Source organism: Rugamonas sp. DEMB1 (assembly GCF_029834475.1).
In the GTDB taxonomy this organism is placed as follows: domain Bacteria; phylum Pseudomonadota; class Gammaproteobacteria; order Burkholderiales; family Burkholderiaceae_D; genus Rugamonas; species Rugamonas rubra.
Window position 1 is genome coordinate 554,497 of the sequence record NZ_CP122407.1, and the last position, 23,817, is coordinate 578,313.

Here is a 23,817-nt window from a genome sequence, read left to right on the forward strand (position 1 = left end):
CCGCCGCCCGGCGCGGCCGCGCAGCCCGCCCAGGCAGGCGTGGCTTGCGGCGCGCGCAGGCGCCGCGCCACAGCCGTCAATGGCGCCGCGCCAGCAGGTCGGCGCGGCGGGTCAGGTCGCGCAGCACCAGACGGTACAGCTCGTCGCCGAGCACGCCGTCCTCGTTGCTGGCGTCGATGTTCGGATTGTCGTTGACCTCGATCACCACCGGCCCCCTGGAGCTCATCTTCATGTCGACACCGTACAGGCTGTCGCCGATCAGGCGCGCGGCGCGCACGGCGTGGTCGAGGATCTCGGCCGGCACCGCCTCGAGCGGCACGGCGCGGCTCAGGCCGAACTCCGCCTTGCCGTCCATGCCGCGCTTGGCGACCTGCCAGTGGCCCTTGGACATGTAGTATTGGCTGGCGAAGATGGCCTCGCCGTTGAGCACGCCGATGCGCCAGTCGAACTCGGTGTACAGGTATTCCTGCACCAGGATCAGCGACGATTGCGCCAGCAGCTCGCGCGCGGTGCGCTCGAAACCGGCGCGGTCGGCCACCTTCGAGACGCCGCGCGAGAAGGCGCCGTCGGGCACCTTCATCACCATCGGATAGCCGATCTCCCGCTCCAGCCATTGCGTGTCGGCCAGCTGGCCGGCCTGCAGCACGTAGGTGCGCGGGGTGGGGATGCCGTTCAGGCGCAGCAGGTCGGCCAGGAAGATCTTGTTGGTGCAGCGCAGGATGGAGGCGGCGTCGTCGATCACCGCCAGGCCATCGCTCTCGGCCTGCTTGGCGAACAGATAGGTGTGGTGGTTGATGGCGGTGGTCTCGCGGATCAGCAGCGCGTCGTGGCGGGCCAGGCCGGCGAGGTCGCGCTTTTCGATCAGCGCGACGTGGATGTCGAGCTCGCGGCCGACGCGGATGAAGTTGTCGAGCGCGGCGCGGTTGCTGGGCGGCAGCGCCTCGGCCGGGTCGTGCAGGATGGCGACGTGGTGGCGCGCGCCGCGCCGCGCGCTGGCCGACAGGGCCGGCGCGTCCGGCTGGAAGGCGCGCAGGGCGGCGTCGAACAGGGCGTGGCGGTGCGGCTCCAGCGCCGCCACGTTGAGCACGCGCAGCGCGCGGATGTGCCAGTCGCCGCCGTGCTCGCCGCCGCGCTCGAATTCGACGCGCATGGCCGGCGCCGGGAAGGTGGCGAAGATGCGCCGCGCCAGAGCGTCCAGCGGGGCGAAGTCGGCGCTGCCGAAGTGGATGTCCATGGCGAACTCGGACGGCATGGGCCGGCAGTCGGGGCCGCCCAGGGCGCGGTTCAAGGCATGGTCGAGGTCGTCGATCTCGTGGCTGTAGGCGGCCTTGCGCGACAGGTCGTTGATGGTCTTCACCGAGGGGTAGACGCGGTGTCCGCGCGCCTCGGCCAGCAGCGAGCAGTAGTAGCCGAGCGACAGGTACTTGTAGCTGCGGCACAGGTTGACGATGGTGGTGCCCGGCGCCAGTGTCGGCGCGGCGGCGTCGAGGAAGTCGGCGGCGGTCATGCAGGCGGCGCCCGGCGCCAGCGCCTCACCGTCCTGCGGGCTTTCGACCAGCAGCAGGCGGCGGCTGCCGGCGCGCGGGCGCGGCATGGGGGGCGGGTTGGCGGGCGGTTCGTCGTCGCCCTTGCAAGGTTGTTGGACCGCTTGGAGCGGCGCGGGTGCGGCGGATAGTTTGCTGGTAGTCATGAGTGGACCGGTGGATGCGCTAGCGCGCGAACGCCCTGTTAGCGGCACGGGCGGCCTGGGTTGAAGCGTCGGTATGGTGCGTCGTTGTGTTTCGTAACTGTACCGGGACGGCTGTAAAAACCGTGCAAAGAAAGCGCCCGGTTTCATAAAAATTGAGTAAGCGCGGCCGTGGCGGGCGGCGCGGCGCGCCTGCGGCGGCGGGCGCCGCTAGCGCGCGCCGGCGAGCGGCTTCTCGAGCCGGTGGGCGTGCATGCCGTCCTCGTAGTAACCGGCGTACTGGCCGAAGATGCGGTAGTCGCGGTTTTGGAACAGGCGCAGCGAGGCCTGGTTGTCGTGGCGGATCTCCAGCCGCAGGCGGTCGCAGCCGCGCTCCAGCGCGGCCAGTTCGGCGCGCCGCAGCAGCGCCGCCGCCACGCCCCGGCCGAGGAAGTCGGGATGGGTGGCGATGGTGTACAGCCGCGCCACCGAGCTGTTGGCGCGGAACAGCAGCATGAGGTAGCCGCGCGGCGCGCCGACGCGGGCGTCGAGCAGGGTCAGCGTGTTGCCGTGGCCGAGCAGGTGGCGGAAGTTGCGGCGGCTGATGCGGTCGCCGGCGAAGCTGGCGTTCTCGATGCTCAGCAGGGCGGTGATGTCCTGGGCGGTGGCGAGGTGGATCAAGTTGGTTCCCGTTCTTCGATGGTGTCAGTGCGGCGCCGGCAGTTGCAGGTCGAGCGCCAGGTTCAGCGCCAGCAGGCTGACGCGCGGCTCGCCGACCCGGCCGGCCGGATGCGGCGCGACGCTGGCCGCCAGCAGGCCGGCCACGGCGGCCGGGCTGGCGCGCCGCGTCGCGGCCACGCGCGCCACTTGTTCGTGCGCGGCGCTCAGCTCGAGGCCGGCGGTGTGGCCGGGCGGCGGCGCGCCGTTGCGGCCCGGCTGGAAGTACAGCTGGGCCACGCGCGGCGGCGGCGGTAGTTCGCGCTGGCTGCGCTGGCGCGCCGGCGCCGGCGCGTCGGCCCGCGTGCGCTGGACGACGGCGCTCGCGGCCCATAGCGCGGCGGCCAGGCACAGCAGGCACAGCAGGCGCTGGCCGGTGCGCCGCGCCAGCGACGGCGGCGCGCGGCGCCTCGCCGGTGCCGAAGTGCCGCTGTCGCAACGATGAGTCTTCATGTCCCGCCCCCGTGTCGGCTGTTAGTGGGGGAAAGCTTAGCGGGACGCGGCTAAATATTTTGTAAAGAGTTGCGCGCCGGGCGTATCGGACACGTAAAAACGCCGTCCGGGCTATGCAACCAATTCGGGCGCCGGGGCGCCGCCGCGCCAGTCGCTGCGCAGCAGGCCGTACAACTGCGTGTCGTGCTTTTTGCCGTCGACGATCCAGCGTTCGCGCAGGCAGCCCTCGTGGCGGAAGCCCAGTCTTTCCAGCGCCACCAAGGAGCCGGTGTTGCCACAGTTGACGTCGGCCTCGATGCGGTTGAGGCCGAGCTCGGCGAAGGCGTGCTCCAGCAGCGCCCGCATCGCCTCCGACAGATAGCCTTGGCCCCAGTAGGGTTTGGCCAGCAGGTAGCCGAGGCTGGCGCAGCCGTGCTGCGGCACGAAGGCGTAGAGGGCGCAGCTGCCGATCAGTACGCCGCTGGCGCTGTGCTCGATCGCGCAGTGCAGGGCGGCGCCGCTGGCGTAGTCCGACCGGGCCTCGGCGATGGCCGCCTTGGCCTGCTCGAGCGTGGTCCATGGCGCGTGGTTCCAGTAGCGCATGACCTCGGGGTCGGCGTACAGCTCAAGCAAGGCCTTGGCGTCGCGGTCCTCCAGCAGGCGCAGCCTGACGCGCTTGGCGGTGAGATTGAAGGTGGAATGCATAAGCGGGGGCGGGCGAAAGGGATGGGTTGGTGCTGCGGCCGGCGTGCGCCGACGGCGCGGCGCCGATGACGGCAGGCGGCGGCGGTATGCTAGGCGCGCCTTCGGCGAGCAGCAGGGAGATCACGGTGTACCAAAGCAGGACCACGGCGGCGATCATGGCCGTCCAAAACACGGTGTAGCCGTTCAGGCCGTGCCTGTCCTGGCCCGCCGCGTTGTCGTGGCGGACGCGGCGAACCCGGCCGCGGTTGTGTCGATGGTAGCGTTCCTCGTTCATTTGCAGCATGGCGTTGGGCTCCACGGTCGGGAAGGAAGACAGCGATGACGCCGCCGCCCGGTGCGGCCGGATCGTGGCGGCGTGGACATGCGCTTTGTGCGTCACTTGGAATGTTAGCGGTCCGGACGTAAAAACGTCATAAACAATGGGCGCGCTTTTGTATACGCGGCGTAAATATTGTTCGCGCTTGAGTCGCTGCGGGCGCCGTCAAGGTTGGCGGCCGGTTTGTGGGGGGGGATTTTTATGCCGCGTATGCGTGCCGGGTGCAACTCTTTACACCAATTTTAGACGCGCCTGGCTAAGCTGATCGATACCGAAATCAAACAGGGGCGAGGGCATATGAGTGGACATTCTTCTTTCGAGCGCGACGCCGCCAAGGCGTGGCGCGAACCGGACCGCTGCGCGCGGCTGGCGCGGGCGCGCCGCGCCAGCCGTGGCATCGCCTGTCTGGTGGTGACCATGGTGGTGGCCGGCATGTCGCTGCATGTGCTGCTGGCCTGGTGGGGCGGGGCGGTGGGCTGATTGAGCGTTGACCCCGCACCCCTGTCGGCCGCATTGCGGGGTGGGGCGCCGACGCGCTACTTGCTCAGCGTGCGCATGGCCTGTTCCAGCCCGCTGATGGTCAGCCCGTACATGCGGTTGTTCATCAACTGGCGGATGATGGCGACCGATTGGCGGTACTGCCACAGCTGCTCCGGCTCCGGGTTGAGCCAGACGAACTTGGGGAAGGCGGCGGTGAAGCGCGCCAGCCAGGCGGCGCCGGCCTCCTCGTTGTTGTACTCGACCGAGCCGCCCGGCTGCAAAATCTCATACGGGCTCATGGTGGCGTCGCCGACGAAGATCAGCTTGGTGTCCGGCGGGTACTTGCGCAGGATGTCCCAGGTCGGAAAACGCTCCGAGTTGCGCCGCCGGTTGTTCTTCCACATGTAGTCGTAGACGCAGTTGTGGAAGTAGAAGAACTCCATGTTCTTGAACTCGGTCTTGGACGCCGAGAACAGCTCCTCGGTGCGCTCGATGTGGTCGTCCATGGTGCCGCCGACGTCGAACAGCATCAACACCTTGACCTTGTTGCGCCGCTCCGGCCGCATCTTGATGTCGAGGAAGCCGGCGTTGTTGGCCGTGGCGCGGATGGTCGCGTCGAGCGCCAGCTCGTCCTCGGCGCCCTCGCGGGCGAACTTGCGCAGGCGCCGCAGCGCCACCTTGATGTTGCGTGTGCCCAGCTCGCGCTCGGTGTCGTAGTCCTTGTAGGCGCGCGCCTCCCACACCTTGACCGCCGTGCGGTTGCCACCCTTGCCGCCGATGCGCACACCCTCCGGGTTGGTGCCGCCGTTGCCGAAGGGCGAGGTGCCGCCGGTGCCTATCCACTTGCTGCCGCCCTCGTGGCGCTCCTTCTGCTCCTTGAGCAGCTCGGCCAGGCGGTCCATCAGCTTGTCGTAGCCGAACTTCTCCAGCTGCGCCTTCTGCTCCTCGCTCAGCTCGCGCTGCATGCGCTTGACCAGCCAGTCGAGCGGGATCGCGCCGTTCGTGTCGAAGGCGGCGTTGATGCCCTTGAAGTACTGGGCGAAGGCGCGGTCGAACTTGTCGTAGTGGGCCTCGTCCTTGACCATGGTCAGCCGCGACAGGTAATAGAAGTCGTCCATCGACGGCGCGATGACGTTCTTCTGCATCGCCTCGAGCAGGGTCAGGAACTCCTTGATCGACACCGGGATCTTGGCGTCCTTCAGGGTGAAGAAAAAATCGATCAGCATGGCGTCAGCGGTTGGTGCGCGACATGTAGACCAGGCGCTCGAACAGGTGCACGTCCTGCTCGTTCTTGAGCAGCGCGCCGTGCAGCGGCGGCACCACGGCCTTGCTGTCCTGGCTGCGCAGCGCCTCGGCCGGAATGTCCTCGGCCAGCAGCAGCTTGAGCCAGTCGAGGAACTCGGAGGTCGACGGCTTTTTTTTCAGGCCGGCCACGTCGCGCACCTCGTAGAAGGTCTGCAGCGCGGTGGCCAGCAGCTCCTTCTTCAGGTTCGGGTAGTGCACCGCGACGATCTGCTCCATCGTGTCCTTGTCGGGGAATTTGATGTAGTGGAAGAAGCAGCGGCGCAGGAAGGCGTCGGGCAGCTCCTTCTCGTTGTTGGAGGTGATGATGACCAGCGGGCGGTGCCTGGCGACGACCATCTCGCGCGTCTCGTAGACGTAGAACTCCATGCGGTCGAGCTCGCGCAGCAGGTCGTTGGGGAACTCGATGTCGGCCTTGTCGATCTCGTCGATCAGCAGCACCACCGGCTCGGGCGCGGTGAAGGCCTGCCACAGCACGCCCTTGACGATGTAGTTGTGGATGTCGCGCACGCGCTCGTCGCCCAGCTGGGAGTCGCGCAAACGCGACACCGCGTCGTACTCGTACAGGCCCTGCTGCGCCTTGGTGGTCGACTTGATGTGCCACTGCATCAGCGGCATGTTCAGCGCCGCCGCCACCTCCTCGGCCAGCATGGTCTTGCCGGTGCCCGGCTCGCCCTTGATGAGCAGCGGCCGTTGTAGCGTCAAAGCCGCATTCACGGCCAGTTTCAGGTCGTTGGTGGCGACGTAGTTGTCGGAGCCTTGGAAGCGTTGGGCCTGGGCCGGTTGTGCGTGCATAGGGACGGTCTCGCAGAGTGTTGAAGTAGCGCCGAGTATATGCCAGAACCGGCCCGGCGCGCAGTGCGGCGGCCGTGCGGCGGCGGCCAGAATCCATGTGGACTCTGAGAATGTTATTGAGTTAGAATCGGACTCTGATAGTACAACAAGCATGTTTTTGCGATTTTTGATAGGGCATACATCAATTATTTCGCAATTGCGGTCTCCGATTCCCCATTGATTAGCTTGCCACCACCATGAAAAAAATCTACGCACTTCTCGTGCTCGCCGGCGTCGCCAATGCCGCCTCCGCGGCTGACATCGTTGGGGACGCCAAGGCCGCCCCGGCAAAGATTGAAATGTGCATCGGTTGCCACGGCATTCCGGGCTACAAGGCGACCTTCCCCGAAGTGTTCCAGGTGCCGATGATCGGTGGCCAGTCGGCCAAGTATATCGAGAAGGCCTTGAAGGCCTATCAAAAAGGCGACCGCAAGCATCCGTCGATGAAGGGCATCGCCGCCAGCCTGTCCGACCAGGACATGGCCGACATCGCCGCCTACTATTCGCAGCAGCCTGCCCAACACACCGCGGCGAAATGAAGGAGACCACGATGAAGAAACTGATGACCGCGCTGTTCCTGTCCGCCGTGTCGCTGTCCGCCATGGCCGGCGGCAGTATCGAAAAAGGCAAGCAACTGGCCGACAAGTACACCTGCTTCACCTGCCACGGCAAGGACTTCAACACGCCGATCTCGCCCGACTATCCGAAGCTGGCCGGCCAGCACAAGGACTACCTGGAGCACGCGCTGACCGCCTACAAGCGCGGCGACGGCGCCAACGGCCGCAACGACGGCACCATGACGCTGCAGGTCAAGGCGCTGAGCCAGCAGGACATCAAGGACCTGGCGGCCTATCTGCACAGCCTGCCGACCACGCTGGTGACCCACCGCTGACACGCACGGCGCTCGCTTGTGAACAAAAAGCCACGCTAGCGTGGCTTTTTTTCGTGGTGCGTTTTCGCGTCGCGGCCTAGCCGCGCGCGCGCCGCCGCACCGCCTCGACATAGCTCTCGGTGTCCGGCGGCAGGCCGGCGCGCTGCGAGGTCCAGACCATCTGGCCCAGGCACTCCATCACCTCGTGGTGGGCGGCGTGTTCGGAGCCGAGCCGGCGCGCCAGCTCCTGGCAGGCGGCGCGGATGCCGCGCGGCTGGTCGATCGACAACTGCTCGCTGATCGACAGGTGCATAGCCAGGTGCAGGAAGGGGTTGGCCTGGCCGCCCTCGACCGAGTAGTCGCGCGCCAGCGCCGCCTCGACGTCGCGCAGCGCCTCGTCGTATTCGGGGTGCTGGACGATCCAGTCGGCCGCCATGGCCTCGATCGGGCTGAGGATTTCCTTGGCGTGGTGCTTGCGGTGGGCGTCGCAGAAGAAGCGGCGCACGTCGTCGGAGGAGGGTGTGAACATGGTCGTGTGCAGGTGAGGAAAAGGCAGGCGCCATTGTACCCCCTGGACAAAATGTGTAGGCTGACAGGGTGTTTCCGTTCCCCAACCAACCTTTGCTGGAGCCGACATGCTCAACGACACCGCCCTCGACACCCTGTTCTACGCCGCCCGCACGCACAACGGCTGGCAGCCGCGCGAGGTCAGCGACGCCCAACTGGAGCATCTGTTCGACCTGCTCAAGTGGGCGCCGACGGCGGCCAACTCCTCGCCGGCGCGGCTGGTCTTCGTCAAGGGCGCCGAGGCCAAGGCCAGGCTGCTGCCGTGCATGGCGCCGGGCAACCAGGCCAAGGTCGAGCAGGCGCCGGTGACGGTGATCGTCGGCATGGACATGGAGTTCTACGACAAGCTGCCGCAGCTGTCGCCGGCCGTCGACGCCCGCAGCTGGTTCGTCGGCAACGCCAAAGCGATCGCCGACACCGCCTTGCGCAACTCCTCGCTGCAGGGCGCCTACCTGATCATGGCGGCGCGCGCCATCGGCCTCGATTGCGGGCCGATGTCCGGCTTCGACGCCGACAAGCTCAACGCCGCCTTCTTCGCCGGCACGCCGGTGCGCGCCAACTTCGTCTGCAGCCTGGGCTACGGCGAGCCGGGCAAGGTGCGCCCGCGCGCCCCCCGGCTGAGCTTCGCCGAGGCCTGCCGCATCGTCTAAGTCCGTAACCCCGGTTGTGCAGTGCAAAAGAAAAGGGCCGGATCTGGCGATCCGGCCCTTGTTCATTCTGTTGCCGCTGGCTCAGCCGCCGCTCTTGGCCGGCAGCGCCAGTTGCGGCTCGGCCTCGGCGGCGCAGGCCTCGGTCGCCGGCTGGGCCTCGCCCTCGGCGGCCTGCTTGGGGCCGTGCGGCTGGCGCAGGTAGCGCGCGGTGTGGCGGTGGTGGCCGTTGCCGCCGCCGCCGCCGTGCGCCGGCCAGGTCAGGAAGCGCGACAGCTCCTGCAGCGCGCGCTGGTAGACCTCGCGCTTGAACTCGATCACCACGTCGAGCGGCACCCAGTAGTCGTGCCAGCGCCAGGCGTCGAACTCGGGATGGTCGGTCAGCCGCAGGTTGACGTCGTTGTCGCGCGCGCACATGCGCAACAGGAACCAAATCTGCTTCTGGCCGCGGTAGTGGCCGCGGATCTCGCGCTTGATGAAGTGGTCGGGCACCTCATAGCGCAGCCAGTCGCGCGTGCGGCCGACGATTTTGACGTGCTCCTGTCGTAATCCGATCTCCTCCTCCAGCTCGCGGTACATCGCCTGCTCCGGCGTTTCCCCGTATTTGATGCCGCCCTGCGGAAATTGCCATGAGTGCTCGCGCACCCGCTTGCCCCACCACACCTCGTTTTGGGCGTTGAGCAGGATGATGCCGACGTTGGGCCGAAACCCTTCACGGTCGAGCATATTGCACCTCAAACTTTCTGCGACAGCGCGTCCCTCTTATATTTTTGCCCACAAATCCGCGCGCCGGCTGGGTTTTCGGGGTACGAAAACGGCCGGAACGCCATCAATTGATCGCATTTGTATAAAGTATGGACGCATCAGCCAGCTAATCCTTTAAAATTAGGTTGATTATAACCCTCTCTTTTTAAAAAGAATTCACCGTTATGCGCGCCTCCCGATTTTTTATTTCCACGCTTAAAGAAGCGCCGTCCGACGCCGAAATCGTCAGCCACCAGTTGATGATGCGCGCCGGCATGATCAAACGCCTCGGTTCCGGCATCTACACCTATATGCCGATGGGCCTGCGGGTGATCCGCAAGGTCGAGGCCATCGTGCGCGAGGAGATGAACCGCGCCGCCGGCATCGAGCTGCTGATGCCCCTGGTCCAACCCGCCGAACTGTGGCAGGAGACCGGCCGCTGGGACAAGATGGGCGCCGAACTGCTGCGCCTGAAGGACCGCCATGGCCGCGAATTCGCCTTCCAGCCGACCTCCGAGGAGGTCATCACCGACGTGGTGCGCAGCGAGATCAAGTCCTACCGCCAGCTGCCGCTGAACTTCTACCACATCCAAACCAAGTTCCGCGACGAGCGCCGTCCGCGCTTCGGCCTGATGCGCGGCCGCGAGTTCACCATGAAGGACGCCTACTCCTTCGACCGCGACGCGGCCGGCATGCAGGCCTCCTACCAGGTGATGTTCGACGCCTACACGCGCATCTTCAACCGCTTCGGCCTGCAGTTCCGCGCCGTGGCGGCCGACAACGGCGCCATCGGCGGCTCCGGCTCGCACGAGTTCCACGTCATCGCCAGCACCGGCGAGGACGCGCTGGTCTACTGCCCCGACTCCGACTACGCCGCCAACATGGAGGCGGCCGAGGCGGTCGCCCCGGCCGCGCCGCGCGCCGCCGCCGGCGCCGCCCTGGTCAAGACCGCCACGCCGGACGCCACCAAGTGCGAGCAGGTGGCCGCCCAGTTGGGCCTGCCGTTGAGCCGCACCGTCAAGACGCTGGCGCTGACCGTCGACCTCGAGGCCGACGGCAAGACCACGCAACAGCACTTCATGCTGCTGCTGCGCGGCGACCACGAGCTCAACGAGATCAAGGCCGGCAAGGTCGCCGGCCTGGCCAACCACCGCTTCTCGACCGAGGCGGAGATCCTCGACGTGTACGGCTGCGTGCCGGGCTACCTGGGCCCGATCGGCACCAAGTCGGCGGTCACCGTGGTGGCCGACCGCAGCGTCGCCAACATGGCCGACTTCGTCTGCGGCGCCAACGACGCCGGCTTCCACTACACCGGCGCCAACTGGGGCCGCGACGTGGCCGAGCCGGCCCTGGTGGCCGACCTGCGCAACGTCGTCGAGGGTGACGCCTCGCCGGACGGCAAGGGCGTGCTGGCCATCGAGCGCGGCATCGAGGTGGGCCACGTGTTCCAGCTCGGCACCGCCTACTCGGAGAGCATGAAGGCCACCTTCCTCGACGAGAACGGCAAACCGGCGCCACTGCAGATGGGTTGCTACGGCATCGGCATCACCCGCATCCTGGGCGCGGCGATCGAGCAGAACTTCGACGACAAGGGCATCATCTGGCCGACCGCGCTGGCGCCGTTCGAGCTGGTGCTGTGCCCGATGGGCATGGACCGCAGCGAGATGGTCAAAGAGGCCACCGAGCAGTTGTACGCCGACGCGCAGGCGGCCGGCATCGACGTCATCGTCGACGACCGCGGCCAGCGTCCGGGCGCCATGTTCGCCGACTGGGAGCTGATCGGCGTGCCGCACCGCGTCGTCATCGGCGAGCGCGGCCTGAAGGAAGGCAACCTGGAATACCAGGGCCGCCGCGACACCGAGGCCAGCGCCGTGCCGCTGGCCGAGATCATCGCCTTCGTCCAGGGCAAGATGCAGAAGTGATGCCGCGCGCGGTCCCCGCCGTCCGCGCGCCGGCGCCTTGGTCGGCGCTGTTGGCGCTGGCGCTGGCCGGCGTCCTGCTGTGCGCGCCGGCGCGGGCCGGCAACCAGAAGGAGGAGGCGCTGGCCGACGCGGTGCGGCTGGCGCTGGCCAATTCGATCCGCGACAGCCGGCCGCCACGGCCGGCCTTCGCCAGCGAGGCCGAGCGGCTGCGCTACCAGGACTGGCTGGCGCAGATGTCGCAGCGGCTGCGGCGCAAGCTGCCGGACCAGCAGGTGCGCGAGGAGTTCCTCGCCACCGCCTGGTACGAGGCCAAGCGCGCCGGCCTCGATCCGGCCATGGTGCTCGGCCTGATCCAGGTCGAGTCGGCCTACCGCAAGTACGCCGTCTCGATGGTCGGCGCGCGCGGCTACATGCAGGTGATGCCGTTCTGGACCAACGTGATCGGCGACCGCGACCGGCGCGCCCTGTTCGACATGCAAACCAACCTGCGCTACGGCTGCGCCATCCTGCGCATGTACATCGACATGGAGGCGGGAAACCTGTTCCTTGCCCTGGGCCGCTACAACGGCAGCCGTGGCCGGCCGGAGTACCCCAACGCCGTGCTGGCGGCCTGGAACAACTGGAAGCCCGCGGCGCCGCTGTAGGCGCGCCCGCCAGGGCGCCTGCGCCGCCACAAAACATCGAACCTCGTGCTTGCTTACTTGCCGAGGCAGCGACAGCATGCCCGCACCGGTCATGGCGGCGGTGCTTTGATGTTGACCGCTGCGCCAGCCACGATCTGGTACGGCACGCGCACCAGCGGCCCTTCTCCGCCGAAGTCGGCAGGGTTGCGGGTGATCACGAGGCGGCCCTGGGATTCCGCCGTGGCACGAATGATGCAATCGGGAAGTTTGAGCTTCGGCGGGGTCGTAAGGCTGTGGCCGCGTATTGTCGCCGCGCGCTCCATAATGTCGTCGTTCGGATGCACCACCCGGATGCCGGCGGCCGCTAATAGGGCATTGAAGGTTTGCCTGCCGGATTGGTCCATCTTGCACGCCACTTCCATCCAGGTGATAGAGCTGACGATGGCATCGTCGTAGCTGGTCAACTCCACGACTGCGGCGGGAAAGCCCGCGAAGTTGTCGATCAGGATGCCGGTGTCGAACAGGACTATCGCCATTCGGCCCGCACCTCTCGCTGGTATTCAGCGCCATCCTGCGGCTTGGTCGGATCATCCTTCCAGATGCCGTGCATACTCATTACAGCAGCCAGGCGTTGCGCACGCGCGGCGGCCGGCGCAGCTGCAATGCCCGATACCGCAACCGCCGTTCGGTGTTGTTGCTCCAGAATCTCGACGGGGTGCTTGCCGACACCGGCCGGAATGGCCTGATACAGCGCGGTGTTATGAGGCCGCATGCGCGCGGCGGCGCCGGCCAGCCACGAGGTCTTTTTCTTCGGCTGCGCATCGGTCAACACCTGCACCAGCTGCATGGTTGTCATGTGGCTGGGATCGATCTGGCGCGCGCGCGCGGCCGAGCGTAGCCGCGCCAGCTCGCGCTCTTCCAGTTCCACGGTAAGTCGGGCCATGGCACACCTCATGACAGTTATCCTAGTGGCTAGTGTATAACATTTGTGCGGCACTTGGTCCGGACCAGGGCGCCCCTCCGGCTTTCGCTCGAACAAAAAAAATGCCCCCGGTCGCGACGCGAGCGGGGGCACTTCGGCGCGGCCGTCGGGCCGCTGCGCTTATTTCAGATGGTCGGAAATGAGCTTGGTCATTTCGAACATGGACACTTGGGCTTTGCCGCCGAATACTGCTTTGAGCTTGTCGTCGGCATTGATCATGCGGCGGTTGGCCGGATCTTGCAGGTCGAGCTTTTTGATGTAGTCCCAGACCTTCTTGGTCACTTCGGTACGCGGCAGCGGCGTGGCGCCAACGACGGCGGCCAACACGGCGGAAGGCGTCATCTCTTTCATGAAAGCGGCGTTCGGCTTGCGCGGCGTCGCAGGGGCGGCTTTTTTGGCTGCGGCTGGTTTGGCGGGTGCTGCTTTTTTCACGGCTGCGGGTTTGGCGGCCGCGGCCTTTTTAGCTGGTTCTGCTGCTGGGGTTTTTTTGGCTGTTGCCATCTTCGAGCCTCCTTAACGAACACATGGAAAATTGCGCAATTGATCGCACGGCTAATATTGGTGGGGATTTACCGTGGATGCAAGTGTTTTTCGTTATTTTTCCCGCAAACGCCACGTAAATGGGGGCCGCGGCGCGCCCGTGCACCGCGAAAGGGCGTGGACACTGGCTTTTGCCAGAAAAAACACCGCCGCGCAGGGGCTGCGGGGCGGTGTCGCCGGTCTTGTCGCCGTACTAATATAGAGGGCGAACAGCGGGCGCGAGGCGCCTAGCGCATGCCCGGCATCATGCCCTTCATCGAGCGCATCATCTTCATCATGCCGCCGCCGGAGAGCTTTTTCATCATCGTCTGCATCTGCTCGAACTGGGTCAGCATGCGGTTGACCTCCTGCACCTGGACGCCGGCGCCGGCGGCGATGCGGCGCTTGCGGGTGGCCTTGATCAGTTCCGGCTTGGCGCGCTCCTGCGGCGTCATCGAATCGATGATGCCGACCATGCGGCGCACCTGCTTGTCGGCCTGGTCCATGTTGGCGCCGCCGGCGGCCTGCTGGAACTGGGCCGGCAGCTTGTCGACCAGGCTGGCCATGCCGCCCATCTTCTTCATCTGGCCCAGCTGGGCCTTGAAGTCGTTCATGTCGAACTTGCCGCCGACCTTGATCTTCTGTGCCAGCTCGGCGGCCGCCTTGGTGTCGACGCCTTTGCGCGCCTCCTCGACCAGGGCCATGATGTCGCCCATGCCGAGGATGCGGTTGGCCATGCGCTGCGGATCGAAGGCCTCCAGGCCGTCGAGTTTTTCCGACACGCCGGCGAACTTGATCGGCTTGCCGGTGATGTGGCGCACCGACAGGGCGGCGCCGCCGCGGGCGTCGCCGTCCAACTTGGTGAGCACGATGCCGGTCAGCGGCAGCGCGTCGTTGAAGGCCTTGGCGGTGTTGATGGCGTCCTGGCCGAGCATGGCGTCGACCACGAACAGGGTCTCGATCGGCTTGACGGCGGCGTGCACGGCGGCGATCTCGCGCATCATCTCCTCGTCGATGCCGAGGCGGCCGGCGGTGTCGATGATCAGCACGTCGTGGTAGTGCTTTTTGGCCCAGTCCAGCGCGGCCAGGGCGATGTCGACCGGCTTGTCGGCGGCGGTGGAGGGGAAGAAGTCGGCGCCGACCTGGGCGGTCACCGATTGCAGCTGGGCGATCGCGGCGGGACGGTAGACGTCGGCCGAGACGGTCAGCACCTTCTTCTTCTTTTCCTCCCTCAGGTACTTGGCCAGCTTGCCGACGGTGGTGGTCTTGCCGACGCCCTGCAGGCCGGCCATCAGGATGATCGCCGGCGGCTGCTGGGCGAAGCTGAGCTGGGAGGCCTCGGGGCCGAGGTCGGCGCCCATGATGGCGGCCAGCTCGCGCTGCACCACGCCGACCAGGGCCTGGCCCGGCGTCAGCGAGGAGATCACCTCCTCGCCCATGGATTTTTCCTTGACCTTGGCGATGAACTCGCGCACGGCCGGCAGGGCGACGTCGGCCTCGAGCAGGGCCAGGCGCACTTCGCGCAGCATCTCTGCGGTGTTGGCCTCGGTCAGGCGCGCCTCGCCGCGCATGGTCTTGACGACCTTGGCGAGGCGTTGGGTAAGATTATCTAGCATGGGGAAACCTGCAATCTGTCTGGGTGGGTGCCGGCGGCGGGCCGGACGATGGCCGCCATTTTACCCCATCGGGCAGGGGCCGGCGGCGCCAGTCCTGTTATCATTTCGCCTTTGGCCGTTGCGGTTTCCCGGGAGTGCGCATGAAAACAAGTTGGCGTTGGCGCTTGCTGGCGTGGTGCGCCGCGCTGGTCGGTGGCGCCGCGCCGGCGGCCACCCTGCGCATGGGCTTCGGCGACAACCTGCCGCCCTATATCCTGGTCGAGCAGGACGGCGGCATCGAGGTCGAGGTGGTGCGCGAGGCGCTGGCGCTGCGCGGCCACACGCTGCGCGCCGAGTACCTGCCGATGGGGCGCCTGCCGCTGGCCTACCGGACCGGCCGGGTCGACGCCATCATGATGGACGTCGGCGAGGACATGGCCGGGCGCGGCCACTACGGCGAGCCGCCGGTGCTGTACGACAACGTGTTCTACACCCTGCGCGCGCGCCGGCTGCGCATCGAGCGGCCCGAGCAGCTGCGCGGGCGCAGCATCATGGCCTTCGTCGGCGCCGCCAGGCGCTACCCGGACTGGCTGGGCGCGCTGAGCCGCTCGCCCGACTACGTCGAGCGCAACAACCAGGCGGCCCAGCCGCTGCTGCTGGCGCTGGGCCGCTACGACGTGGTGCTGAGCGACCGCACCATCTTCCAATACCATGTGTGGCAGCGGCGCAAGCTCGACCCGGCCTTCGCCATGCCGGCCGTCGACGAGCACCCCTTCACCCGCGCCGACCCGCGCGACTACCGCCCGGTATTCCGCGACGCGCAACTGCGCGACGACTTCGACGCCGGCCTGGCGCAGCTGCGCAGGAGCGGGCGCTACCGCGCCATCTACGCCAAGTACCTGGGCGGGTAGGGCGCGGCGCAGCGTTTGCGTATTATCAAATACCTACAATTTCTTCTTGACAATATCCGGCGCGGGCGGCATCGTCATGGCTCCCCTGCCCAACAGAAGAGAGACCCTCGCGTGGAACCCCTGCCATCCCGTCCCGAGGCGCCGTCGGCGCCCGCCGCCGCCGAGCGGCTGCGCCTGCACGCCAGCGGCGCAGAGTACTTCCGCATCTGGATCGTCAACCTGCTGCTGAGCATCGTCACGCTGGGCGTCTACACGGCCTGGGCCAAGGTCAGGCGCAACCAGTACTTCTACTCCTGCACCGAACTGGCCGGCGCCCGCTTCGCCTACCACGGCAACGCCAAGGCCATCCTCAAGGGCCGCGTGCTGGCCGTGTTGCTGTTCGCCGCCTACAACGTGGCGCTGCAGTTTTCGCCGCTGACCGGCGTGTTGATGGCGCTGGCCTTCGCCGCCGCCTCGCCCTGGTTCATCTGGAAAAGCCTGCAGTTCCGCCTGTACAACACCAGCTATCGCGGCCTGCGCTTCCATTTCGTCGGCGAGCTGCGCGATGCCTACCGGGCCTATTTGCTGCGGCCCATGCTCAACGCCATCACCGTCGGCCTGGCCACACCCTATATCCACCAGCGCGCCAAGGCCTACCAGCACAACGAGTCGCGCTACGGCGCGGCGCGCTTCTCGTTCGACGCCAGCGCCGCCAGCTTCTATAAGCTGTACGCCGGCTTCGTGCTGGTCGGCGGCGGCGGCGCCGGCCTGCTCGGCTGGCTGATCTTCTCCGGCGGCGCGGCGCCGGACGGCGCTGCCGGCGCCGCCGAGGCACGCGCGGCGGAAAGCGTCTGGATGATTTTCTACCTGTACGCCTGGCTGTTCCTGCTGTTCCCGCTGTTCATGAACATGCTGCAGAACCTGGTCTGGAACCACACCCGGCTCGAAGGCCACCAGTTCCGCTCCGACATGCGCTGGGGCCGTCTGTTGTTCATCACCGTCAGCAACTACGTGGCGGTGGTCTGCACGCTGGGCCTGTTCATCCCCTTCGCCCAGGTGCGCGCGCTGCGCTACCGGCTTGAGTCGATCTCGCTGCGGCCCGACGGCGGCCTGGACGACATCGCCGCCGCCGCCGGCGCGCCGGTGGCGGCGCTGGGCGAGGGCGCCGCCGACCTGATGGACTTCGACCTGTCGCTATGACGGCCGGCGTGCCCGATCCGGCCGGGCCGGACGCCGCGCCCACGCCGGCCGCGCCGGCGGTGGCGGCGCGCTACTTCGACGGCCTCAGTTCGCGGCCGTGGCGGGTCGGCCTGCGGCTGCGCGGCGACGCCGCCGAGTTCGACGGCGAGGCCAGCCGCAGCTGTCCGCTGCACCAGCTGCGCCTGTCCGAGCGCAGCCGCCACGCCGTGCGCCGCGTCACCTTTCCCGACGGCGCCTATCTGGAAATCGACGACAACGCCGCCTTCGAGCGCCTGCTGGGCGCCAGCGGCCAGCGCGACAGCTGGGTGGTGCGCCTGCAGCAGAGCTGGCGCGGCGCCTTGCTGGCATTGGGCGCCTGCGTGCTGGCGCTGCTGGCCGGCTACCAATACCTGCTGCCGCTGGCGGCCGGGGCGATCGCCGCCGCGCTGCCGCCGGCCGTCGAGCGCCGCCTCGGCGACGGCGTGCTGGCCGTGCTCGACGCCAGAATGTTCGCGCCGTCGCAACTGCCGGCGGCGCGCCGGCGGGCGCTGCAGGCGTCCTTTGCCGCGCTGGCGCCGCCGCGTCCCGGCGTGCCGCCGTGGCAGTTGCAGTTCCGCGCCAGCCGGATCGGCCCGAACGCCTTCGCCCTGCCGTCCGGCGACATCGTGCTGACCGACCAGATGGTCGAGCTGCTCGACGACGAGGCGGCGCTGATGGGCGTGCTGGCGCACGAGCTGGGCCACCTGCACCAGCGCCATTTGATGCGCCGCGTCATCCAGGGCGCCGCCCTCACCGCCACCACCTCGCTGCTGCTGGGCGACGTCTCGTCGGTGCTGGCGGCGCTGCCGGCGCTGGCGCTCGACGCCAAGTATTCGCGCGACGCCGAGCGCGAGGCGGACGACTACGCGGCCGCCATGTTGCGCCGCAACGGCATCGGCCTCGAGCACCTGGCCGCCGTCTTCGCCAAGCTCGAGCAGGCCGCCGCCGACGCGCCGGCGCACGCGGCGGCGGCCCCGCCCGGCGCCGACTACCTGTCCAGCCATCCGTCCAGCGCCGAGCGCATCGCCCGCCTGCGCGCCGCCGGCCGGCGCTGAGCCGGCCCGGCCGCCGCCGCTGGGGCGGCGGCCCGTTTTCCGCAGCTCCGCCGGCAAGCCGGCCCCGCCCGGGCGCTGCGACCCGGCCGCACGCGCGGCGGCGCAGCCGGCGATAGGCAAGCGCGTGCGGGCTTGGTATGATCGGTGCACCTTTGCACCACCCACATGGAAAGAGACCGCGGATGAAACTCGTATCGATAGGCAAGACCCTGACCCTGGCAGCGTTGTCGACTGCGTTGTTGGCCGCCGGCGCGGCGCGCGCGCAGGACGTGGTCCGCCTCGGCAACCTGAAGTTCGCCCACTACGGCGCCGTCGCCTACATCAAGGAGATCGCCCCCAAGTGCGGCATCAAGGTCGAGGAGCACATCTTCGCCAAGGGGCTCGACGTGATGCAGGCGATCATCGCCGGCGAGCTCGACGTCGGCACCACCGCCTCCGAGGCGGCCATCTCCGGCCGCGCCGGCGGCGCGCCGATCTTCATCGTGGCCGGCTTCGCCAAGGGCGGCGCGCGGCTGGTCGGCCGCGCCGACCTCAAGCTCAAGAGCATCAAGCGAACTGAAGGGCAAGCGGGTCGGCGTGACGCGCGGCGGCATCCAGGAGGTGCTGCTGCTGGCCGAGCTGCAGCAGAACGGCCTGACGGTGTCGGACCAGCCGGGCAAGGACGTGCAACTGGTGTTCCTCGCCTACGCCGATTTGAACCAGGCGCTGCTGGGCAAGAACATCGACGCCATGATGCAGTCCGAGCCGCAATCGTCGCAGGCCATCAACAAGGGCTTCGGCAACGAGATCGTCAAGCCCTACGACACGCCGATCGGCGAGCCGGTGCGCACCATGGTGATGACCGAGAAGTTCTACAAGGACAAGCGGCCGGTGGCCGAGAAGTTCATGCGCTGCTTCGTCGAGGCGACCAAGACCTTCATCGACAACAAGGCGGTGGCCGAGAAGTACGTGCGCGAGACGGTGTTCAAGGGCCAGCTGACCAAGGACGACTTCGACGACGCCATCGGCAACTCGCCGTACTCCTACGACATCAGCCCCGAGCACATCCAGACCACCACCGACGTGATGGTCAAGACCGGCGTCGGCAAGATGAGCAAGCCGCCAGTGGCCAAGGACTGGGTCAAGACCGACCTGCTCGACGCCGCCAAGAAGAGTCTGAACGTCAAGTAGGCGGGCCGGCGGCATAAGTAGCACTACTATATAAGTAGCACTAATAAGAAGGGCGGCGCGGTAAGCGCCGCTTATCACACGCTTATCACGGGCCGCCGCGCGGCGGCAGGGGGAGTGGAGATGGCAAATTCGAAGTGGCGCGAGGTCGGCGTCGGCCTGGTCGTGCCGGTGGTGGTGGTGGCCCTGTGGCAGGCGGCGGCGATGGCCGGCCTGGTCAATCCGCAGGTGCTGCCGTCGCCGCTGGCGGTGCTGGAGAAGTGGATCGCCTATCTGCTGCCGATGCAGCCGTACGACCCGGCGGCCGGCGCCCCGGCGGCCGGCTCCTGGCTGCTGTGGGCCGTCTCCGGCGAGCTGATCACCGACTCCATCGGCAGCCTGTACCGCGTGGTGCTCGGCTTCGTCATCGGCGCCGGCCTGGCCCTGCCGCTCGGCTTGGCGATGGGCGCCCAGCCGCGCGTCTACGCCTGGCTCAACCCGCTGGTGCAACTGCTGCGGCCGATTCCGCCCATCGCCTACATCCCCCTGTCGATCCTGTGGTTCGGCCTGGGCAATCCGCCGGCCGTGTTCCTGATCGCCCTGGGCGCCTTCTTCCCGGTGCTGATGAACACCATCGCCGGGGTGCGCCAGGTCGACGGCATCTACCTGCGCGCCGCGCGCAACCTGGGCGCCTCCGGCTCGACCATGTTCCTGCGGGTGATCCTGCCGGCCGCCGTGCCGTACATCCTGTCGGGCGTGCGCATCGGCATCGGCACCGCCTTCATCGTCGTCATCGTCTCCGAGATGATCGCCGTCAACAACGGCCTGGGCTTCCGCATCCTCGAGGCGCGCGAATATTTCTGGTCGGACAAGATCATCGCCGGCATGATCAGCATCGGCATGATCGGCCTGGCCATCGACGTCGCCATGAACAAACTCAACAACCACTTGCTGCGCTGGCACCGCGGCCTGGAGAACCAATGAGCGCAGCCCACATCACCATCGCCGGCGTCAACAAGGTCTTCCAGACCGACAGCCGCGAAGTCGTCGCCCTGCAGGATATCAACCTCGACATCCCGCAGGGCCAGTTCGTCTGCCTGCTGGGGCCGTCCGGCTGCGGCAAGTCGACCCTGCTCAACGCGGTGGCCGGCTTCGCGCCGCCCTCGTCCGGCCAGATCCGCGCCGACGGCAAGCTGGTCAGCGGCCCCGGCCCCGAGCGCGGCATGGTGTTCCAGGAGTACGCGCTGTTCCCCTGGATGACGGTGGAGAAGAACATCGCCTTCGGCCTGGAGATCAAGGGCATGGCGCAGGCGCAGATCGACGCCAAGGTCGACCAGCTGCTGCAGATGCTGTCGCTGGGCGACTTCAAGACGCGCTTCCCCAAGGACCTGTCGGGCGGCATGCGCCAGCGCGTCGCCATCGCCCGCGTGCTGGCGCTCGACTCGCCGATCATGCTGATGGACGAACCGTTCGGCGCGCTCGACGCGCTGACCCGGCGCAACCTGCAGGACGAGCTGCTGCGCATCTGGTCCGAGCTGAAAAAGACCATCATCTTCGTCACCCACTCGATCGAGGAGGCGATCTACCTGGCCGACCGCATCGTCGTCATGACCTACCGCCCCGGCACCGTCAAGCGCGACATCCTGGTCGGGCTGCCGCGCCTGCGCGACCCGGCCTCGGCCGAGTTCAACGCCCTCAAGCGCGAGCTGGGCCAGTTGGTGATGGAGGAGCAGCAGCGCCACCACAACGACGAGATCCGCGTCGCCGCCGTCGACTAGGCGCTGGCACGTTGACCCCGCACCCCGCACCCCGCACCCCGCACCCCGCACCCCGCACCCCGCACCCCGCACCCCAGGGTCAGACCCTAGGGTCTGACCCTTTTGCCGCCTTGCGGGGTGGCGGCCGGCCCGCCGCGAAAAGCGCGGCGGAGCGCACACGCCCGCCCTTGTGGTGTAAACTTCGCCTATGCAGACCATCCTCCTCATCGCAGCCGCCGCGCTGTACCTCGTTTGTGCCCTGTTGCCCGCGCGCCAGGGCGCCCTGATCACCGCCGTCACCGGCCTGGCCTGGCTGGTGCACGGCGTCGCCCTGTGGTTCGACGTGCTGGCGCCCGGCAGCCTGCGCATCGGCTTCGCCACCATGCTGTCGTCGGCGCTGTGGGTCTCGGTGTGCGCCTACTGGGTGGAGAACCGCAACTTCAGCCTGGACGGCCTGCGCCGCCTGGTCATGCCCAGCGCTGCCCTGTCGGTGGCGCTGCAGGCGCTGTTCCCCGGCGTGCTGGTGACGCTGGAGGGCAAGTCCGGCATGTTCGGCTGGCACATCGCCATCGCCATCATGGCCTACAGCAGCCTGACCATCGCCGCCTTCCACGCCGTGCTGATGGCGCTGCAGGAGTCGCGCCTGCACACCCGCACCGAGGGCGGCGGCTTCCTGGCCGGCGCGCTGGACCAGCTGCCGGCCCTGCTGACGATGGAGAAGCTGCTGTTCCGCCTGATCGGCTTCGGCTTCGTGCTGCTCAGCCTGACCGTCCTGTCGGGCATCGTGTTTTCGGAACAATTGTTCGGCCAGGCCCTGAAATGGGACCACAAGTCGGTCTTCACCATGCTGTCCTGGCTGCTGTTCGCGGCCCTGCTGGCCGGCCGCCGCTTCCGTGGCTGGCGCGGCAAGACCGCGCTCAGCTTCACCCTGGCCGGTTTCGCCACCCTGCTGCTGGCCTATGTCGGCAGCCGGTTCGTGTTTGAAGTGGTCTTGCATCGGGGATTGGCATGACGCGCATCTTGTTCTGGCTGGGCCTGGTTTTCCTGGTCATGTTCGCCATCCGCACCAAATTGCAGGGCGGCCGTCCGCCGCAGCCGCGCCGCCAGGCGCCGCCGCCGGACGCGGAGCGCGGCGGCCGCCGCGCCGCCGCCGCCGCCGCCGAGATCGAAACCATGCTGTGCTGCGCCCACTGCGGCATCTACTACCCGGCCTCGGAGACGGTGCAGGCCAAGGGCCTGGACTACTGCAGCGCCGCCCACGCCCGCCTGCCGGCCGCCTGACGGTGGTCGCGCGCCTGCAGGCCTTGTCGGCGGCAACGCGCGAGACCTTCTGGCGCTCCCTGCAAACGCTCAACGGCACGCGGGTGGTGATCGCCCTGGTGCTGCTGGTCTACCTCAGCGTCGACCAGGCCGGCCACGGCGCGCGCGCCGGCGCCGACCCGCTGTACGGCCGCGTTTGCGTCGCCTACCTGCTGCTGGCGCTCGGCTTCGCCCTGACCACGCTGTATGTCCGGCGCCGCTTCCTGCTGCAGTTGATGGCGCAGATCGTCTGCGACCTGGCGCTGATCTCGCTGCTCTACCTGGCCGCCGGCGGCGCCCGCAGCGGCCTGGCCATCCTCTACCTGTTTCCCCTGGCCGGCGTGGCGATCCTGGCGCCGCTGCTGCTGGCGCTGTTCTGCGCCGCCCTGGTCACCCTGTTCGTGCTGGGCGAGAGCATCTACCGCACCGTGCTGCTCGACGGCGAGACGGCGCTGCTGCAGGCCGGCCTGTACTGCGCCGCCTTCTTCGCCGCCGTGCTGGTGGTCAACCGCATGGCGGCCCGCCTGATCGGCCAGGAGGCGCTGGCGCTGCAACGCGGCGTCGAGATCGACGTGCAGCAGGCCGTCAACCGCCTGGTGATGGCCACGGTGGGCGACGGCATCCTGGTCATCGGGCCGGACGGCGAGGTCTTGGCCGGCAACCCGGCGGCCCAGCAGATGCTCGGCCTGGCCGCGCTCGAGGGGCTCGACGGCCCCGCCCGGCCGCGCCTGGCCGACGCGGCGGCGCTGCAGCCGCTGGCCCAGGCCTACGCCCGCTGGCGCGCCGCGCCGGCGCAGGACAGCGCCTTCGTCACCATCAAGCCCTACCACGACAGCGCGCTGCAGGGCGTGACGGCGGCCTGGCGCGCGCGGCGCGACCTGCTGGCCCACCTCAAGCTGCGCTTCGCGGCGGTCGACACCGGCGGCCTGGACACCGAACGCAGCGTGATCTTCCTGCAGGACGTCGGCGGCATCGAGAACCGCGCCCAGGAGCTCAAGCTGGCCTCGATGGGCCGGCTCACCGCCAGCATCGCCCACGAGGTGCGCAACCCGCTGTCGGCCATCGGCCACGCCACCGCGCTGCTCGCCGAGGGCCCTGGCCGGCGCCGGCCAGCAGCGCCTGCTGCAGATCGTCGGCGACAACGTGGCCCGCGTCAACCGCATGGTCGAGGACATCCTGCAGCTGTCGCGCAAGGTGCAGCCGCACGGCGAGCCGCTGGCGCTGGCCGCCTTCCTGGCCGAGCTCAAGGCCGAGTTCGACGCCGGCCACGGCCTGGCGGCCGAACTGCTGCGGCTCGACGTGGCCGCCGGCGCGGCGGTGCGCTTCGACCCGCTGCACCTGCGCGAGGTGGTGCTGAACCTGCTCAACAACGCGGTGCGCTACGCCAGCGGCGGCCCGGCCAGCATCCGCGTGTATCTGATTTGCGACAACGGCCGCCGCCTCGAATTGCACGTGCAGGACGACGGTCCGGGCATCACGCCCGAGGTGAGGGCGCATTTGTTCGAACCGTTCTACACCACCTCGAGCAAG

The 23,817-nt window shown here is 68.1% G+C and carries 25 protein-coding genes and 3 pseudogenes; 16 read left to right on the plus strand and 12 right to left on the minus strand.

From position 1 onward, the window contains the following. Nucleotides 1-76: 76 nt before the first annotated feature. The 4 genes from QC826_RS02540 to QC826_RS02555 all read right to left on the minus strand — a co-directional run bounded on the left by QC826_RS02540 (nt 77) and on the right by QC826_RS02555 (nt 3,520). Nucleotides 77-1,594: a RimK family protein gene (locus QC826_RS02540; RefSeq protein WP_279764265.1), complete on the minus strand. Its 1,518-nt coding sequence runs from the start codon at nt 1,592-1,594 to the stop codon at nt 77-79. 303 nt (nt 1,595-1,897) lie between these two features. Next, complete coding sequence (locus tag QC826_RS02545) at nt 1,898-2,347, minus strand: GNAT family N-acetyltransferase (protein ID WP_279764266.1); 450 nt, start codon at nt 2,345-2,347, stop codon at nt 1,898-1,900. A gap of 24 nt (nt 2,348-2,371) precedes the next feature. Next, the gene (locus QC826_RS02550; RefSeq protein ID WP_279764267.1) at nt 2,372-2,836 is read right to left on the minus strand and encodes a potassium-transporting ATPase subunit C; all 465 of its coding nucleotides are present in this window, start codon (nt 2,834-2,836) and stop codon (nt 2,372-2,374) included. Between the two features lie 111 nt (nt 2,837-2,947). Continuing rightward, nucleotides 2,948-3,520 carry a GNAT family N-acetyltransferase gene (locus QC826_RS02555; RefSeq protein WP_279764268.1) on the minus strand — a complete coding sequence of 191 codons (573 nt, stop codon included), beginning with the start codon at nt 3,518-3,520 and terminating at the stop codon, nt 2,948-2,950. 613 nt (nt 3,521-4,133) lie between these two features. Between QC826_RS02555 and QC826_RS02560 the strand changes: the two genes are divergently transcribed. Beyond that, on the plus strand, nt 4,134-4,316 hold the full coding sequence (locus QC826_RS02560) for a hypothetical protein (RefSeq protein WP_279764269.1): 183 nt from the start codon (nt 4,134-4,136) through the stop codon (nt 4,314-4,316). Between the two features lie 56 nt (nt 4,317-4,372). On the opposite strand, the gene QC826_RS02565 is transcribed toward QC826_RS02560, so the two are convergent. Together QC826_RS02565 and QC826_RS02570 are read right to left on the minus strand one after the other, a co-directional pair. Beyond that, entirely contained in the window at nt 4,373-5,542 is a 1,170-nt protein-coding gene (locus tag QC826_RS02565; RefSeq protein WP_279764270.1) for a vWA domain-containing protein, read from the minus strand. A gap of 4 nt (nt 5,543-5,546) precedes the next feature. Continuing rightward, complete coding sequence (locus tag QC826_RS02570; protein WP_279764271.1) at nt 5,547-6,413, minus strand: AAA family ATPase; 867 nt, start codon at nt 6,411-6,413, stop codon at nt 5,547-5,549. A 236-nt stretch (nt 6,414-6,649) separates the two neighbouring features. Here QC826_RS02570 and QC826_RS02575 point away from each other — a divergent pair, with 236 nt between their 5' ends. Together QC826_RS02575 and QC826_RS02580 are read left to right on the plus strand one after the other, a co-directional pair. Next, nucleotides 6,650-6,991, plus strand: a complete 342-nt coding sequence (locus tag QC826_RS02575; RefSeq protein ID WP_093382532.1) for a c-type cytochrome — start codon at nt 6,650-6,652, stop codon at nt 6,989-6,991. 11 nt (nt 6,992-7,002) lie between these two features. Further along, nucleotides 7,003-7,344 carry a c-type cytochrome gene (locus tag QC826_RS02580; protein ID WP_093383248.1) on the plus strand — a complete coding sequence of 114 codons (342 nt, stop codon included), beginning with the start codon at nt 7,003-7,005 and terminating at the stop codon, nt 7,342-7,344. Nucleotides 7,345-7,420: 76 nt separating this feature from the next. On the opposite strand, the gene QC826_RS02585 is transcribed toward QC826_RS02580, so the two are convergent. Beyond that, complete coding sequence (locus tag QC826_RS02585; protein WP_279764272.1) at nt 7,421-7,852, minus strand: DUF1841 family protein; 432 nt, start codon at nt 7,850-7,852, stop codon at nt 7,421-7,423. Between the two features lie 106 nt (nt 7,853-7,958). Here QC826_RS02585 and QC826_RS02590 point away from each other — a divergent pair, with 106 nt between their 5' ends. Continuing rightward, on the plus strand, nt 7,959-8,540 hold the full coding sequence (locus tag QC826_RS02590) for a malonic semialdehyde reductase (protein ID WP_279764273.1): 582 nt from the start codon (nt 7,959-7,961) through the stop codon (nt 8,538-8,540). A gap of 81 nt (nt 8,541-8,621) precedes the next feature. Here QC826_RS02590 and QC826_RS02595 read toward each other — a convergent pair whose 3' ends face one another. Further along, entirely contained in the window at nt 8,622-9,263 is a 642-nt protein-coding gene (locus QC826_RS02595; protein WP_279764274.1) for an RNA pyrophosphohydrolase, read from the minus strand. 203 nt (nt 9,264-9,466) lie between these two features. Here QC826_RS02595 and QC826_RS02600 point away from each other — a divergent pair, with 203 nt between their 5' ends. Beyond that, nucleotides 9,467-11,203 (plus strand): proline--tRNA ligase, encoded by a 1,737-nt coding sequence (locus QC826_RS02600; RefSeq protein ID WP_279764275.1) that lies wholly within the window; start codon nt 9,467-9,469, stop codon nt 11,201-11,203. Beyond that, nucleotides 11,203-11,847 carry a lytic transglycosylase domain-containing protein gene (locus QC826_RS02605; protein WP_279764276.1) on the plus strand — a complete coding sequence of 215 codons (645 nt, stop codon included), beginning with the start codon at nt 11,203-11,205 and terminating at the stop codon, nt 11,845-11,847. Before QC826_RS02600 ends, QC826_RS02605 begins: the two co-directional genes overlap by 1 nt. An 89-nt stretch (nt 11,848-11,936) precedes the next feature. On the opposite strand, the gene QC826_RS02610 is transcribed toward QC826_RS02605, so the two are convergent. From QC826_RS02610 to ffh, 4 genes are all read right to left on the minus strand, one after another. After that, the gene (locus tag QC826_RS02610) at nt 11,937-12,362 is read right to left on the minus strand and encodes a PIN domain-containing protein (RefSeq protein WP_279764277.1); all 426 of its coding nucleotides are present in this window, start codon (nt 12,360-12,362) and stop codon (nt 11,937-11,939) included. Then, nucleotides 12,353-12,769 (minus strand): hypothetical protein, encoded by a 417-nt coding sequence (locus tag QC826_RS02615; protein WP_279764278.1) that lies wholly within the window; start codon nt 12,767-12,769, stop codon nt 12,353-12,355. Before QC826_RS02615 ends, QC826_RS02610 begins: the two co-directional genes overlap by 10 nt. A gap of 159 nt (nt 12,770-12,928) precedes the next feature. Then, nucleotides 12,929-13,309: an SWIB/MDM2 domain-containing protein gene (locus QC826_RS02620; protein WP_093382548.1), complete on the minus strand. Its 381-nt coding sequence runs from the start codon at nt 13,307-13,309 to the stop codon at nt 12,929-12,931. A gap of 266 nt (nt 13,310-13,575) precedes the next feature. Continuing rightward, nucleotides 13,576-14,943: a signal recognition particle protein gene (ffh, locus tag QC826_RS02625; RefSeq protein WP_279764279.1), complete on the minus strand. Its 1,368-nt coding sequence runs from the start codon at nt 14,941-14,943 to the stop codon at nt 13,576-13,578. A 140-nt stretch (nt 14,944-15,083) separates the two neighbouring features. On the opposite strand from ffh, the gene QC826_RS02630 reads away from it, so the two are divergent. From QC826_RS02630 to QC826_RS31165, 10 genes and pseudogenes are all read left to right on the plus strand, one after another. Further along, nucleotides 15,084-15,833, plus strand: a complete 750-nt coding sequence (locus QC826_RS02630) for a substrate-binding periplasmic protein (RefSeq protein WP_279764280.1) — start codon at nt 15,084-15,086, stop codon at nt 15,831-15,833. 111 nt (nt 15,834-15,944) lie between these two features. After that, nucleotides 15,945-17,012 (plus strand): YjgN family protein, encoded by a 1,068-nt coding sequence (locus QC826_RS02635; protein ID WP_279764281.1) that lies wholly within the window; start codon nt 15,945-15,947, stop codon nt 17,010-17,012. Beyond that, nucleotides 17,009-18,085, plus strand: a complete 1,077-nt coding sequence (locus QC826_RS02640) for a M48 family metallopeptidase (protein WP_279764282.1) — start codon at nt 17,009-17,011, stop codon at nt 18,083-18,085. Before QC826_RS02635 ends, QC826_RS02640 begins: the two co-directional genes overlap by 4 nt. Before the next feature lie 182 nt (nt 18,086-18,267). After that, nucleotides 18,268-19,255 (plus strand): annotated as a pseudogene (locus QC826_RS02645) (ABC transporter substrate-binding protein). A 120-nt stretch (nt 19,256-19,375) separates the two neighbouring features. Then, a complete protein-coding gene (locus tag QC826_RS02650; protein WP_279764283.1) occupies nt 19,376-20,215 on the plus strand; it encodes an ABC transporter permease in 840 nt (279 codons plus the stop codon). Further along, entirely contained in the window at nt 20,212-21,009 is a 798-nt protein-coding gene (locus tag QC826_RS02655) for an ABC transporter ATP-binding protein (protein WP_279764284.1), read from the plus strand. Before QC826_RS02650 ends, QC826_RS02655 begins: the two co-directional genes overlap by 4 nt. 187 nt (nt 21,010-21,196) lie before the next feature. Next, nucleotides 21,197-22,000: an inner membrane protein YpjD gene (locus QC826_RS02660; RefSeq protein ID WP_099418595.1), complete on the plus strand. Its 804-nt coding sequence runs from the start codon at nt 21,197-21,199 to the stop codon at nt 21,998-22,000. Beyond that, nucleotides 21,997-22,269 carry a PP0621 family protein gene (locus QC826_RS02665; RefSeq protein ID WP_279764285.1) on the plus strand — a complete coding sequence of 91 codons (273 nt, stop codon included), beginning with the start codon at nt 21,997-21,999 and terminating at the stop codon, nt 22,267-22,269. The genes QC826_RS02660 and QC826_RS02665 overlap by 4 nt, the downstream gene beginning before the upstream one ends. A gap of 617 nt (nt 22,270-22,886) precedes the next feature. Next, nucleotides 22,887-22,943, plus strand: a pseudogene (locus QC826_RS31520) (hypothetical protein); the annotation flags it as partial. 505 nt (nt 22,944-23,448) lie between these two features. Next, nucleotides 23,449-23,796, plus strand: a pseudogene (locus QC826_RS31165) (sensor histidine kinase); the annotation flags it as partial. Between the last annotated feature and the right edge of the window lie 21 nt (nt 23,797-23,817).

Excerpts from the sequence above, each read along its gene's own strand:
- QC826_RS02540 (WP_279764265.1), bottom strand. The coding sequence starts at position 1,594 with ATGCCGCGCCCGCGCGCCGGCAGCCGCCGCCTGCTGCTGGTCGAAAGC.
- QC826_RS02550 (WP_279764267.1), bottom strand. The coding sequence starts at position 2,836 with ATGAAGACTCATCGTTGCGACAGCGGCACTTCGGCACCGGCGAGGCGC.
- QC826_RS02555 (WP_279764268.1), bottom strand. The coding sequence starts at position 3,520 with ATGCATTCCACCTTCAATCTCACCGCCAAGCGCGTCAGGCTGCGCCTG.
- QC826_RS02560 (WP_279764269.1), top strand. The coding sequence starts at position 4,134 with ATGAGTGGACATTCTTCTTTCGAGCGCGACGCCGCCAAGGCGTGGCGC.
- QC826_RS02565 (WP_279764270.1), bottom strand. The coding sequence starts at position 5,542 with ATGCTGATCGATTTTTTCTTCACCCTGAAGGACGCCAAGATCCCGGTG.
- QC826_RS02570 (WP_279764271.1), bottom strand. The coding sequence starts at position 6,413 with ATGCACGCACAACCGGCCCAGGCCCAACGCTTCCAAGGCTCCGACAAC.
- QC826_RS02575 (WP_093382532.1), top strand. The coding sequence starts at position 6,650 with ATGAAAAAAATCTACGCACTTCTCGTGCTCGCCGGCGTCGCCAATGCC.
- QC826_RS02580 (WP_093383248.1), top strand. The coding sequence starts at position 7,003 with ATGAAGAAACTGATGACCGCGCTGTTCCTGTCCGCCGTGTCGCTGTCC.
- QC826_RS02585 (WP_279764272.1), bottom strand. The coding sequence starts at position 7,852 with ATGTTCACACCCTCCTCCGACGACGTGCGCCGCTTCTTCTGCGACGCC.
- QC826_RS02590 (WP_279764273.1), top strand. The coding sequence starts at position 7,959 with ATGCTCAACGACACCGCCCTCGACACCCTGTTCTACGCCGCCCGCACG.
- QC826_RS02595 (WP_279764274.1), bottom strand. The coding sequence starts at position 9,263 with ATGCTCGACCGTGAAGGGTTTCGGCCCAACGTCGGCATCATCCTGCTC.
- QC826_RS02600 (WP_279764275.1), top strand. The coding sequence starts at position 9,467 with ATGCGCGCCTCCCGATTTTTTATTTCCACGCTTAAAGAAGCGCCGTCC.
- QC826_RS02605 (WP_279764276.1), top strand. The coding sequence starts at position 11,203 with ATGCCGCGCGCGGTCCCCGCCGTCCGCGCGCCGGCGCCTTGGTCGGCG.
- QC826_RS02610 (WP_279764277.1), bottom strand. The coding sequence starts at position 12,362 with ATGGCGATAGTCCTGTTCGACACCGGCATCCTGATCGACAACTTCGCG.
- QC826_RS02615 (WP_279764278.1), bottom strand. The coding sequence starts at position 12,769 with ATGGCCCGACTTACCGTGGAACTGGAAGAGCGCGAGCTGGCGCGGCTA.
- QC826_RS02620 (WP_093382548.1), bottom strand. The coding sequence starts at position 13,309 with ATGGCAACAGCCAAAAAAACCCCAGCAGCAGAACCAGCTAAAAAGGCC.
- ffh (WP_279764279.1), bottom strand. The coding sequence starts at position 14,943 with ATGCTAGATAATCTTACCCAACGCCTCGCCAAGGTCGTCAAGACCATG.
- QC826_RS02630 (WP_279764280.1), top strand. The coding sequence starts at position 15,084 with ATGAAAACAAGTTGGCGTTGGCGCTTGCTGGCGTGGTGCGCCGCGCTG.
- QC826_RS02640 (WP_279764282.1), top strand. The coding sequence starts at position 17,009 with ATGACGGCCGGCGTGCCCGATCCGGCCGGGCCGGACGCCGCGCCCACG.
- QC826_RS02650 (WP_279764283.1), top strand. The coding sequence starts at position 19,376 with ATGGCAAATTCGAAGTGGCGCGAGGTCGGCGTCGGCCTGGTCGTGCCG.
- QC826_RS02655 (WP_279764284.1), top strand. The coding sequence starts at position 20,212 with ATGAGCGCAGCCCACATCACCATCGCCGGCGTCAACAAGGTCTTCCAG.
- QC826_RS02660 (WP_099418595.1), top strand. The coding sequence starts at position 21,197 with ATGCAGACCATCCTCCTCATCGCAGCCGCCGCGCTGTACCTCGTTTGT.
- QC826_RS02665 (WP_279764285.1), top strand. The coding sequence starts at position 21,997 with ATGACGCGCATCTTGTTCTGGCTGGGCCTGGTTTTCCTGGTCATGTTC.